At 69.6% G+C, this 12333-nt stretch carries 10 protein-coding genes; 4 read left to right on the forward strand and 6 right to left on the reverse strand.

Annotated elements, in window-relative coordinates:
* The first annotated feature begins 112 nt into the window (after positions 1–112).
* On the forward strand, positions 113–2011 hold the full coding sequence (locus AC1G9L_RS09445) for an ATP-binding cassette domain-containing protein (RefSeq protein ID WP_019802426.1): 1899 nt from the start codon (positions 113–115) through the stop codon (positions 2009–2011).
* Positions 2012–2194: 183 nt separating this feature from the next.
* Here AC1G9L_RS09445 and AC1G9L_RS09450 read toward each other — a convergent pair whose 3' ends face one another.
* Both AC1G9L_RS09450 and AC1G9L_RS09455 read right to left on the reverse strand, forming a co-directional pair.
* Entirely contained in the window at positions 2195–2638 is a 444-nt protein-coding gene (locus AC1G9L_RS09450; RefSeq protein WP_481070832.1) for a barstar family protein, read from the reverse strand.
* Positions 2635–3105 (reverse strand): guanyl-specific ribonuclease, encoded by a 471-nt coding sequence (locus AC1G9L_RS09455; protein ID WP_481070834.1) that lies wholly within the window; start codon positions 3103–3105, stop codon positions 2635–2637. The genes AC1G9L_RS09450 and AC1G9L_RS09455 overlap by 4 nt, the downstream gene beginning before the upstream one ends.
* A gap of 294 nt (positions 3106–3399) precedes the next feature.
* Here AC1G9L_RS09455 and AC1G9L_RS09460 point away from each other — a divergent pair, with 294 nt between their 5' ends.
* On the forward strand, positions 3400–4011 hold the full coding sequence (locus AC1G9L_RS09460; RefSeq protein ID WP_019801885.1) for a superoxide dismutase: 612 nt from the start codon (positions 3400–3402) through the stop codon (positions 4009–4011).
* A gap of 399 nt (positions 4012–4410) precedes the next feature.
* Here the strand turns inward: AC1G9L_RS09460 and AC1G9L_RS09465 are convergent, their stop codons facing one another.
* The 3 genes from AC1G9L_RS09465 to AC1G9L_RS09475 all read right to left on the reverse strand — a co-directional run bounded on the left by AC1G9L_RS09465 (position 4411) and on the right by AC1G9L_RS09475 (position 9572).
* Positions 4411–5298 (reverse strand): endonuclease/exonuclease/phosphatase family protein, encoded by an 888-nt coding sequence (locus AC1G9L_RS09465; RefSeq protein WP_481070836.1) that lies wholly within the window; start codon positions 5296–5298, stop codon positions 4411–4413.
* 172 nt (positions 5299–5470) lie between these two features.
* Complete coding sequence (locus AC1G9L_RS09470) at positions 5471–7723, reverse strand: beta-glucosidase family protein (RefSeq protein WP_481070838.1); 2253 nt, start codon at positions 7721–7723, stop codon at positions 5471–5473.
* Between the two features lie 76 nt (positions 7724–7799).
* Positions 7800–9572 (reverse strand): M14 family metallopeptidase, encoded by a 1773-nt coding sequence (locus AC1G9L_RS09475; protein ID WP_481070840.1) that lies wholly within the window; start codon positions 9570–9572, stop codon positions 7800–7802.
* Positions 9573–9740: 168 nt separating this feature from the next.
* Between AC1G9L_RS09475 and AC1G9L_RS09480 the strand changes: the two genes are divergently transcribed.
* Together AC1G9L_RS09480 and AC1G9L_RS09485 are read left to right on the forward strand one after the other, a co-directional pair.
* Positions 9741–11297 (forward strand): POT-type proton-dependent oligopeptide transporter, encoded by a 1557-nt coding sequence (locus AC1G9L_RS09480; protein WP_019802553.1) that lies wholly within the window; start codon positions 9741–9743, stop codon positions 11295–11297.
* Positions 11298–11305: 8 nt separating this feature from the next.
* Positions 11306–11941, forward strand: a complete 636-nt coding sequence (locus AC1G9L_RS09485; protein WP_010343836.1) for a rhomboid family intramembrane serine protease — start codon at positions 11306–11308, stop codon at positions 11939–11941.
* 149 nt (positions 11942–12090) lie between these two features.
* Here the strand turns inward: AC1G9L_RS09485 and AC1G9L_RS09490 are convergent, their stop codons facing one another.
* Positions 12091–12297, reverse strand: coding sequence for a hypothetical protein (locus tag AC1G9L_RS09490; RefSeq protein ID WP_019802552.1), 207 nt, complete (start codon positions 12295–12297; stop codon positions 12091–12093).
* Between the last annotated feature and the right edge of the window lie 36 nt (positions 12298–12333).

Genomic DNA, 12333 nt, shown 5'->3' on the forward strand with positions numbered 1-12333 from the left:
GCACCGGGAGCCGCTCCACCGTGATGCGCGCGATTCGGCGGCGATGACCGCTGCGCAGGGGTGGGCACGGCAGTCGGCGTCGGCGCAGGGCACATCCACGTACAATAGCGCGATGCCTCTTATCACTCTGCAGAACCTCGACTACAGCGTCGGCGGTCCCTTGTTGCTGGAAAAGACCGACCTGTCGATCGAGCCGGGCGAACGGATCGCGCTGATCGGCCGCAACGGCGCCGGCAAATCCACCCTGATGAAACTCATCGCAGGCGAGCTCAAGCCCGACGACGGCGAGGTGCGCGTGCAGCAGGGCGTGCGCATCGCCCGGCTGGAGCAGGAGGTGCCGCACGGCGCCGCCGGCAGCGTGTTCGACGTGGTCGCCGATGGCCTGGGCGAACTCGGCCATTGGCTGGCCGAGTTCCATCGGCTCAGCCATGCCGCCGAGTTCGACGGCGATGCGCTGGGCGCGGTGCAGTCCAAGATCGATGGCGCCAATGGCTGGGCGCTGGACCAGCGGGTCAACGAGACCCTGACCCGACTGGAGCTGGACGGCGACGCCGAATTCGCGCGGCTGTCCGGCGGCATGAAGCGCCGCGTGCTGCTGGCGCGCGCGCTGGTGTCGGCGCCGGACCTGCTGTTGCTGGACGAGCCCACCAACCATCTCGACATCGAGGCCATCGACTGGCTGGAAGGCTTCCTCAAGGGCTGGAACGGCAGCGTGGTGTTCGTGACCCACGACCGGCGTTTCCTGCGTGCCCTGGCCACGCGCATCGTCGAGATCGACCGCGGCCAGGTCAGCAGTTGGCCGGGCGACTGGGCCAACTACGAGCGCCGCCGCGAGGAGCGGCTCAATGCGCAGGCGCAGGAGAACGCGCGCTTCGACAAGCTGCTGGCGCAGGAAGAAGTGTGGATCCGCCAGGGCATCAAGGCCCGGCGCACCCGCGACGAGGGCCGGGTGCGGCGGCTGGAAGCGATGCGCCGCGAGCGCACCCAGCGCCGCGAACTCGGCGGCAATGTGCGCATGGAGGCCGCGCAGGGCGAGTCCTCTGGCAAGAAGGTGATCGAGGCCAAGGACCTGAGCTTCGCCTTCGGCGCGCGCGGCATGGTGCGCGATTTCTCCACCACCATCCTGCGCGGCGACCGCATCGGCCTGATCGGCCCCAACGGCAGCGGCAAGACCACGCTGCTGAAGCTGCTGCTGGGCGAACTGCCTCCGGATGGCGGCGAAGTGCGTGCCGGCACCAACCTGCAGGTGGCGTATTTCGACCAGTACCGCGCCACCCTGCGCGAGGACTGGAGCGCGATCGAGAACGTGGCCGAGGGCCGCGACTTCATCGAGATCAACGGCAAGCGCAAGCACGTGCATGCCTACCTGCAGGACTTCCTGTTCACCCCCGAGCGAGCGCGCGCGCCGATCACCCGCCTGTCCGGCGGCGAGCGCAACCGCCTGCTGCTGGCGCGCCTGTTCGCGCAGCCGTCCAACCTGCTGGTGATGGACGAACCGACCAACGACCTGGACGTGGAAACCCTGGAGCTGCTGGAAGAACTGCTCGGCGACTACAGCGGCACGCTGTTGCTGGTCAGCCACGACCGCGACTTCATCGACAACGTGGTCACCTCGACCATGGTCATGGAAGGCGACGGCCGCATCGGCGAATACGTCGGCGGCTACAGCGATTGGGTGCGCCAGCGTCCGGCGGCGCCGGCCAGCGCGATGGCGGTGGCCAAGGCCTCGGCCACTGCGGCGGCGACCACGTCGGTGGCGGCGACTGCAGCGGCCCCTGCGCCGGCGCCGGCCAAGCGCAAGCTCAGCTACAAGGATGCGCGCGAACTGGAGCAGTTGCCGGCGCGGATCGAAGCACTGGAACAGCAGGTCGCGGCGCTGACCGAGGCGATGACCGATCCGGCGTTCTACCAGCGCGACGCGGCCGCGGTGAACGCGCACACCCAGGCCTTGAGCCAGGCACAGGCCGACCTGGATGCGGCGTATGCGCGGTGGAGCGAACTGGACGGTTGAAGAGCCGGGGCTCGGGACAAACACCCTGGGCCTGCAGCGATAACGACCACGGCGGCCGCTTTACCAAGATCGAAGACCGGATGCGTGGGCGTTGGGGCGTATCGCGTCGGGGCTGAAGCCCCTCCCACAAGGGGTACGTGCGGCGGGCCTGTTGTGCAAGCGGTTCGACGCAACGCAGTCAGGTCAATCCTGCTCGGCGGCCGCTTCCGGTTCCTCGCTGCCGCCCACGAACGCGACGAAGCTGACGCCGTCCTGCGCCCACTCGCGGGCGACGTCGTCGAGGATCTCCAGCAGCACGTCGAAGGCCGGCTGCGCCACCGCCTGCAACTGCCCGGCGTCCTCCAGCAGCAGCGCATAGCCGCGCGGCGAGGGCAGCCAGGACAGGTCGCGCAGGCCGTCGGTCAGCGCGTCCCAGTTGCGGCCGAAGCCGGGCGGGAAGTCCAGTTGCGCGGCCAGGCGCATCAGCAGCATGGCCTTGCCGGTGCAGCCGTGCAGGTCGATCCGGCACAGCCGCAGGCCGGCGTCGCGGGCCAGGGCGGCGACGCTGTCCAGGTCGCGGTTGGCGACGCGGTAGACGCCGGAGGCGGCCGGCTCGGCCAGGTTCAGCGCGAACGGGAAGCCGCTCATGGCGTCGGCCTCGGCGCGCCGACCTGGAAGCTGCGGAAACTGTCGTAGTGGTCGTCGCTGTAATACCAGACCTGCGGCGGCGTGCCGCCGGTGATGATGCGGCGCGCGCCGCGATGCGACAGGCCTGGGGTATCGACGGTGTATTCGCGGTAGTAGCCGCGCGGCTGTGCCGGCAGCCGGTTCTCGCGGTTGCCGAACACGCTGCCGTCCTGGCGGTGCGGGAACGGGCCGCCGCGCAGGATCAGCGCCACCGTGGCGCGCGCTTCGGGCGGCAGGAACGCGGGAAGGTCCGGCGTTGCCGCGTCGGCGGCGGGCGTTGCCTTGCCGGGCGCGGTGTAAGGCGCCTGCGCGGCCGCGTCGAGCGAGGGCGCGAACTGCTGGTGCGGCGGATGCTGCAGCCCGCGGATGCCCCACAGCCCGCCCACCAGCAACACGATGGCGGCGATCAACAGCACGGGCTTGCGCATGGACTCTCCTGCAGGAACGGCGGCGGCGCGCGGCGAGGCGCCCTCGCGCACAGTATGGGCCTGCCTGCCTGTTCCCGCTCTAAACGTCGCCGGTCACGCCGGTGACCCAGGCGATTCACACGCGACTAACCGGGGCGTGGGGCATGGTAGGCGCCGATTCGCAGGCCGGCCGGCACCGCCGCCGCGGGATGGGACGATGTTTCCCCAGCCGCGCCCTTGGTAAGGTCGCCGACCGTCCCTACCATTGCTCACGCAACGCTCGTCCTTTCGACGGCGAAAGTCCAGGAGAACCGCATGGCCTACACCCTCCCCAAGTTGCCCTACGCCTACGACGCGCTGGAACCGCACATCGATGCGCAGACGATGGAGATCCATCACACCAAGCATCACCAGACCTACATCAACAACGTCAACGCCGCGCTGGAAGGCACCGAGTACGCCGACCTGCCGATCGAGGCGCTGGTGTCCAAGCTGAAGTCGCTGCCGGAGAACCTGCAGGGTCCGGTGCGCAACAACGGTGGTGGCCATGCCAACCACTCGCTGTTCTGGACGGTGATGGCGCCCAATGCCGGCGGCACCCCCGGTGGCGACGTCGGCAAGGCGATCGACGCCGAACTGGGCGGCTTCGACAAGTTCAAGGACGCGTTCACCAAGGCCGCGCTGACCCGTTTCGGCAGCGGCTGGGCCTGGCTGAGCGTCACCCCGGACAAGAAGCTGGTGGTCGAGAGCACCGCCAACCAGGACAGCCCGCTGTTCGAGGGCAACACCCCGATCCTGGGCCTGGACGTGTGGGAGCACGCCTACTACCTGAAGTATCAGAACCGCCGTCCGGACTACATCGGCGCGTTCTTCAACGTGGTCGACTGGAAGGAAGTGGAGCGCCGCTACCACGCCGCGATCGGCTGATCGCGCGCCAGCGCCGCAGCAGAGAAGGCCGGGTTCGCCCGGCCTTTTTTTGTGGGCGTGCCATACGAAAGCGCTGTTGGTGCAGGTGGTGGGGCCAACGTATGTTCGTGCGCGTGAGCCGCGTGAGTCGCGTGCTGCGCGGCGATGCCGGCCTGTGCCGCATGAGCCACCACTTGCGCCGCTGCGTTACAGCCCGGCGGTGCATGCGTAGGAGCGGCTTCAGCCGCGACGGCATTCCCGGGAACGCCGGTCGCGGCTGAAGCCGCTCTTACGAGATGGGTGATGCGTGACGAATCGGGGAAGGAGCGCTGCCCGGTCGTCCCGGGCCGATGCCGCCCCATCCCCAGGCGGCATCGATTGCACGGTTCACGCACGCACGCACGCGCACGCCGTCGTGTCCTACTGCACCGGCGGAAGCGGATCCGGCGTCGGGTCGAGCGGCTGCAGCGCCATCAGCAGGCCGCGTGCGCCCGCCGCGGGCAGTTCCCGCGCCGGTGCGAACAGGCGTGCGCCGTGCAGCGGGCGGAAGTGGCCGCGTTCGAAGAACACGTGGTCGGCCGCGGCCGCGGTGCCGGTCGCGCGCACGTCGATCCGGTTGCGCGCCGATTCGCCGCGCACGCTGCCGTCCTCGAAGCGCGTCGCCAACGGCGCCAACTCGGGCGCACGCGCCGCGGCGAAGAAGCCACCCGCCAGCAGCGAAGGCACGCCCTCGGCGGTGGCGTCGATCCATGCCATCAGGTCCTCGGCCTGTTCGCGGCGGCTGGCGCCACCGTCGCGCGCGGCGTGCAGGCGGGTGAAGTACAGGTTCACCGGCTGCCCGTGCAGATCCACCCGCACCAGGCCGGCCACGCTGTAGTCCTCCAGCGGATGCAGCAGGGTCTCGGCTTCCTCCAGCACCGGCAGGCGGGTCAGCAGCGCGTTGCCGCGGCGTTGCGGCCGGCTCGGCGGATCGGGGCTGATGAAATGGCAGTGGTAGCCCAGGCGCGCGGCCAGCCATTGCGCCTGGTTCGGGATCTCCGGCGTCTGCAGCACCTCCTGCAGCGCGATGGCATCGGGATGCAGGCGTTGCAGGGCTGCGACGATACGCTCGCGGCGCGCGCTCCAGTCGTCGCCGTCCTGCGACGCGTGCGGATCGCCGGCCAGCGTGAGGGTGACCATGGTGAGCGGGCTGTCCGCGGGCGCCGCGATCGTCGGCATCGCGTCCGGCATCGCCTGCGCATGTGCCAATGCCGTCACGGCCAGCAACAGCCAGCCGGTGCGATGCCATCGGAAGACGCGCATGTTCATGCGGACGATGCTACGGCGCGGGGCCTCAGAGGGGCGTATACAGTCGGCGGCGCTGCGGCGTCCGCCACACAATCGATGTTGCGCAGGTGACAACGGCGACCATCGCCCCGCCTCCAACGCATACGGGCGCGGAGGCGGGGCTGGGCCGCGGCGCGCACGCCGCGGCCCTCGCTCAGGGCTGCAGCACGCCGTCCTTCAGGTGCAACGGCGCGCGCGCCTCCACCTGCGTCGCCGAACGGCCCAGCAGCAGCTCGTAGTCGCCGGCGGCGATGTGCCAGTGGCGCTTCTTCGGATCGTAATCGGCCAGGGTCTTGGGCTCGGCGACGATGCTGACGTGGCGGCTCTCGCCCGGCTTGAGCATCAGCTTGTCCCAGCCGACCAGGCGGATCGGGGTGTGGTGGCCCTGCGGCAGGCGCAGGTACAGCTGCGGCACGTCGGCGCCTTCGCTGTCGCCGGTGTTGCGCACGTCGAAGCTGGCGACGACATGGCGACCGTCGGCCTGCACCTTGAAGTTGCTGTAGGCGAACGTGGTGTAGGACAGGCCGTAGCCGAACGGATACACCGGCTCCAGGCCGCGCGCGGCGAACCAGCGATAGCCGACGTTGGCGCCTTCGATGCTGTAGTCGACGTTGCTGCCGGCCGGTTGCGCCGGCTTGAAGCCCAGGCCGGGAATCGACGGCCGCGGCAGTTGCGACACGTCGCGCAGCCAGGTCACCGGCAGGCGGCCGGACGGGTTGACCTCGCCCAGCAGCAGCCGCGCCAGGCCTTCGCCACCGCGGATGCCCGGGTACCAGGCTTCCAGCACCGCCGGCACCTGCTGCAGCCACGGCATGGCGACCGGACCGTTGGTCTCCAGCACCACCACCGTCTTCGGATTGGCCTTGGCCACGCCGGCGATCAGCGCGTCCTGCCTGTCTGGCAGGGCGATGTCCGGCAGGTCCACCGACTCGGCCGACCACTGCGTGGCGAACACGATGGCCACGTCGGCCTCGCGCGCGAGCTTGGCCGCCGCCGCCGGGTCGTCGCCGCTGGCGTAGTCGATCTGCGCGTCGGGCAGGGCCTTGCGCAGCGCCTGCAGCGGCGAGGACGGATGGAACATCACCGGGCCGGGCCAGGTGGTCGGGGCAATGCCGGGCACGGCGTTGCCGCCGTTGACGGTGACGCCGACCATCGACGAACCACCGCCGCCGATCACGCCCTTGTCGGCATGGCCGCCAATCACCGCGATGCGGCGCACGGTGTGCGACAGCGGCAGCAGCTTGCCCTCGTTGCGCAACAGCACCGTGCCTTCCTCGACCACGCGCTGCGCGGCCAGGCCGCCGGCCGCGTCGTCGATCGGCTGGTGCTGCGGCGGGTTGTCGAAGCTGCCGGTGGCGAAGAACGCGCGCAGGATGCGCTTGACCATGTCGTCCAGGCGCGCCTGCGGCACGGTGCCGGCGGCCACCGCCATGCGCAGCGGCTGGTCGAAGTACACCGCCTTGTCGAACACTTCGCCGGCCGACTGCTGGTCCAGGCCGGCCAGCGCGGCCTTGGAGCCGCTGTGCACGCCGCCCCAGTCGGACATCACGTAGCCGGGGAACTTCCATTCCTGCTTCAGCACCTGGTTGAGCAGGTAGTCGTTCTCGCAGCCGTACACGCCGTTGATGCGGTTGTAGGAGCACATCACCGAGCCGGGCTGGCCGATCTTCAGCGCCAGCTCGAAGGCCAGCAGGTCCGACTCGTGCATGGCCTGCTCGCCGATGTCGGCGCTGTGGGTGTTGCGCCCGGTCTCCAGGTCGTTCATCGCGAAGTGCTTCATGGTCGAGACCACGTGCTGGCTCTGCACGCCGCGGATCGATTCGCCGACCATCGTGCCGGCCAGCAGCGGATCCTCGCCGGCGTACTCGAAGTTGCGGCCGTTGCGCGGGTCGCGCTGCAGGTTGACGCTGCCGGCCAGCAGCACGTTGAAGCCCTGCTGCCAGGACTCGCGGCCCATGGTCGCGCCGCCAGCGAAGGCCAGTGCGCGGTTCCAGGTGGCGGCGGTGGCCGGGCCGGAGGGCATCGCGGTGGCGTGGTCGCCGGGGCGGATGTTGCCGGGATTGGTCACGCCGAGACCGGCATCGGCCAGTTGCTGCGATGGGATGCCCAGGCGTTCGATCGCCGGCACGTAGCCGGCCGAGCCGAGCGCGCCAGCCGGCCGCGGGCCGCCGTCCTTGCCCAGGCCGAAGTAGCTGTGCAGCATCTGGAACTTCTCGTCCGGGGTCATCGCCTGTACCAGCAGCGCGGCGCGCCGGTCCGGCGACAGGCTACGGTCGTTCCAGGGGCGCTGCGCGGCGGCGCTGGCATTCGGCACGGAGGCTGCGCTCCCGGCCGTCGCCGGCGGTGCGGCAGTGGCGGGCGCGGCCAGCGCCAGGGTCAGGCAAAGGGATCCTGTAAACGTTTTCATATCGGGGCGTACAGCCTCTTCAGCAGATAAAGGGAAGGCGCATCGGGGGGAGTCGGGGGGAGGGCGGAACTGCGCGTCAGGACGGGGCTTCGTCGCTGCGCATGACCGGGTACAGGCGGTAGCGCTCGTCCCAGGAACTGTGGCGGCGGTAGAAGAACTCCAGCCGCGCCTGCGGATCCTTGGCGAAGTCCGCGTCGTGTTCGAGCTTGTCCTCGAACTCGGCCTTGAGCGCCGGGTCGCTGGCCAGCATCTGCCGCGCCACGTCCTCGGCGACGTAGTCTTCCATGTATTCGGCGCGCTCGAACGCGCTGTTGAACTCGCCCCATTGCAGCAGCGAGTCCGGCGCCTGCGGTTCCAGCAGCGTCATCAGCAGGCGTGCCTTGGGCTGGGCGATGGGCACGAACAGCGCGCCGGCGCCGACCGCGCGGGTCTCCGCTTTCCAGGCGCCGGTGACGCTGAGCCGCTGGTGGCCTTCGGACGAGCGGGCGGCGAAGCTGGCGGTGTCGGCGCGGAAGGTCTGCACCGGCAGGGTGGCGTCGTGGTCCAGAATGCGGAAGGCGATGCCGTGCTGGCGCAGCTTGGCACCGACCAGGGCGGCCTGCGCCGCCGGCACCAGGTAGCCGGCGCGCGGCGCGGCGACTTCCACGCTGGGCACGACCTGGTCGCGCAGCGGCACCCGCCAGAGTTGCGGGGTGCGCTCGTCGTAGCGGGTCATCAGCGCGCCGGACACCGGCGAGGGCGTGCGGGTGTAGGCATAGCCGCGGAAATCCACCAGGTGCGAGGCGTCGGTGGTGCGGTAGTCCAGCGCCACGGTCTTGCCGCCCAGCGCTTGCGCGCGGGCGTCGGCGGCCAGCGCGTCGGCGCGCCACTGCGCACCATGGCGCGCCACCTGCTGCAGCACCGAGACGATGGTGTTGCGGGTGATGCGCACGCGCTCTGGGTAGCGCTTCCACGAGTGCGTTTCCACCAGCATGCCGAAGCGGTTGCGCAGCTGGAAATAGCCGTGCGAGAAGCGCGGCGTCGGCACGCCGTCCTCGAAGCCGGAGGCCGGGTCGTCGTTGACCACGAACGAGGGGTAGTAGGGCAGCGGCAGCGAGCCCTGCCGCTTCAGGTCGGCCAGCACGGCGTCGCGCAGGCGCAGGCCGTCGCCGCGCAGCGCGGTGTCGCCGGCGTGCAGCGGTTCCACCTGGATCGACACGTCGTGCTCGAACTGCGCGCCATCGGTCACGTGCAGGTCCACGTACAGCAGCGGATCCCACTGCTCGACCAGGCGCAGCATCGCCTGCATCTCCGGCGCATCGGCCTTGACGTAGTCGCGGTTGAGGTTGAGGTTCTGCGCGGTGGTGCGCCAGCCCATCTGCTCCGGGCCGCGCTGGTTGGGCCGGTTCCAGGCGCCGAAGCGCTCGTGCCCATCGACGTTGAACACCGGCACGAACAGCCACACCTGCCTGTCCAGCGCGCCGCGCGCGGCCTGGCCGTCGAGCAACTGGCGCAGCGCCAGGAAACCGGCGTCCTTGCCGTCGATCTCGCCGGCGTGGATGCCACCCTGGATCAGCACCACCGGCAGCCTGCGCGCCTGCGCGGCCGCTGGATCCAGCGCGCCCGAGGTGGACACCGCCAGCGCCTTCATCGGCCGGCCTTCCGGCGTGATGCCGAAGTCGAAGCAGCGCACCGCCTGCGGATAGCGCTGCGCGAACGCATCGCACAGGGCGATGGTTTCGGCGTAGCGGCCGGTGCGCGCGAACCCGCTGCGCTCGGCTTCGGTGGACAGGCCCGTCTCGCTGGCCAGCGACGGCATGCTGCACAGCAGCATCGGCAACAGCAGGGTGGCCAGCCAGGGTCGGATCATCTCGGCACCGTCTCGGGACAGGCCACCATGATGCGGGCAGCGCGCCGATTGCGAAAGCACCTAGGGCGTGCCCTAGCGGTTCGATTCGCCGGAACGATCGGGTAACCTTCTGAAAATTTTGCCTGGACGAGGGCCCGTGAGCAGCCAAGCCACCACGAGACACGCCGCATGAGCGCGGCGCAGCAGCGCGCCGCAGCGCGGATGCCGCGGCAGATTCCGTACATCATCGGCAACGAGGCCTGCGAGCGCTTCAGCTTCTACGGGATGCGCAACATCCTGGTGCAGTTCCTGATCACCTCGTTGCTGCTGCAGGAAGTGACCGCGCCCGGCCGCGAGGCCGAGGCCAAGCACATCATGCACAGCTTCATGATCGGCGTGTACTTCTTCCCGCTGCTCGGCGGCTGGCTGGCCGACCGCTTCTTCGGCAAGTACAGCACCATCCTCTGGTTCAGCCTGGTCTATTGCGCCGGGCACCTGTGCCTGGCGCTGTTCGAGGGCCATCGCACCGGCTTCTTCCTCGGCCTGGGCCTGATCGCGCTGGGCGCGGGCGGGATCAAGCCGCTGGTGGCCTCGTTCATGGGCGACCAGTTCGACCAGGGCAACAAGCACCTGGCCAAGGTGGTGTTCGACGCCTTCTACTGGATCATCAACTTCGGCTCGCTGTTCGCCTCGCTGCTGATCCCGCTGGCGTTGAAGAACCTGGGCCCGGCGTGGGCGTTCGGTATTCCCGGCATCCTGATGCTGGTGGCCACCCTGGTGTTCTGGGCCGGGCGCCACCGCTACGTGCGCGTGCCGCTGCCGCCCAAGGATCCGCACGGTTTCGGCCAGGTGGTGCGCACCGCATTGCTGCGGCAGGCGCCGGGGCAGGGGCGCCCCGGGCTGGCCCTGGCCGGCGTGGCGGTGCTGCTGGCGCTGGCCACCTTCGCGCTGGTGCCGACGCTGGGCCTGGTGATCTGCCTGTGCCTGGCGCTGGTGCTGCTGCTGGCCGGCATCGGCGGCGGCACCTGGTGGCAACTGGAACGCGCCCGCGCGGTACATCCGGATGCGGCGGTGGACGGCGTGCGCGCGGTGCTGCGGGTGCTGGTGGTGTTCGCACTGGTCACCCCGTTCTTCTCGCTGTTCGATCAGAAGGCCTCGACCTGGGTGCTGCAGGGCCAGCAGATGCAGATGCCGGACTGGTTCAGCGCCTCGCAGATGCAGGCGCTGAATCCGGCGCTGGTGATGCTGCTGATCCCGTTCAACAACCTGGTGCTGTACCCGCTGCTGCGCCGGCGCGGCTACGAGCCGACCGCGTTGCGGCGGATGACCGCCGGCATCGCCTTCAGCGGCCTGGCCTGGATCGTGGTCGGGACGCTGCAGGTGATGATGGATGGCGGCGACGCGCTGTCCATCGCCTGGCAGATCCTGCCGTACGCGCTGCTGACCTTCGGCGAAGTGCTGGTCTCGGCGACCGGCCTGGAGTTCGCCTACAGCCAGGCGCCGCAGTCGATGAAGGGCGTGGTGATGAGTTTCTGGAATCTCACCACCACCGTCGGCAACCTGTGGGTGCTGCTGTCCAACGCCGCGGTGCGCAATGACCGCGTCACTGCGCACATCGGCAGCACCGGACTCAGCGAGACCGCCTTCCTGATGTTCTTCTTCGCCGCCTTCGCCTGCATCGCCGCACTGCTGTTCGGGCTGTACGCGCGCCGCTACCGCATGGTCGACCACTACCGCCCCGCCTGAGACCCCGCATGCCCTCCGTCACCCCCGTCAACCTGATCCTGATCGTCCTCACCGTGCTGGTGTCGTGGGCGGCGTTCAACAACCGCCGGCTGCTCGACCGGCTGATCCTGTGGCCACCGGCGATCGACCGCCACAAGCAGTACGACCGGCTGGTGACCTACGGCTTCATCCACGCCGATTTCCCGCACCTGCTGTTCAACATGGTCACGCTGTATTTCTTCGGCGGCCCGATCGAGGTGCTGATGGAGCGGCACACCGGCAACATGCTGGTGTATCCGCTGTTCTACCTGTCGGCGCTGGTGGTCTCGATCCTGCCCAGCTACCTGAAGAACCAGAAGAACCCCAACTACATGAGCCTGGGCGCGTCCGGCGCGGTGTCGGCGGTGCTGTTCGCCTTCATCCTGATGGCGCCGTGGACCGGGATCTTCTTCTTCTTCATCCCGATTCCGATCCCGGCCATCCTGTATGCCGTGTTCTATGTCGGCTACAGCATCTGGATGGACCGCCGCGGCGGCGACAACGTCAACCACAGCGCGCACCTGGCCGGCGCGGCGTTCGGCGTGATGTTCCTGCTGATCATGGAGCCGTCGGTGCTGCAGCACTTCCTCGACGAGCTGGCCAACCCACGCTTCGGCCGCGGCTGATCCGTGGCGCCGCGGCGCCCGCGCGGGAGTGCGGCGCCGGGTCGGTGCGCACCTGGTTCGCTGCGCGGGCCGGGCGCTGTGGCGTCGATGCGGTCGTGGGCACGCATCGCGCCTGGGCAGGTGGCGGTCCGTCGGGCCGCCCTTCGGGTTCAGCGGGTCTGCTGACCGCGCAACTGCACCTTGGCGCTGCCGATGGCGGCATTCTCGTAGGTGCGCTTGAGGCGCTGGTAGACCTCGTCGTCGAGCTGCTGGAACTCGCCGCCCTGGTGATCGCCGCTGACCGACAGTTGGAACAGCCCTTCCAGCAGGGAGGCGTTGTGGTCGCCCTGGTCGTATTTGCTCTCGTTCTCGCTCATGCGCGTGGCTCCCTGTTGGATTGCTGCGTGATGGGA

It is taken from the genome of Xanthomonas sp. NCPPB 1132 (genome assembly GCF_056629235.1).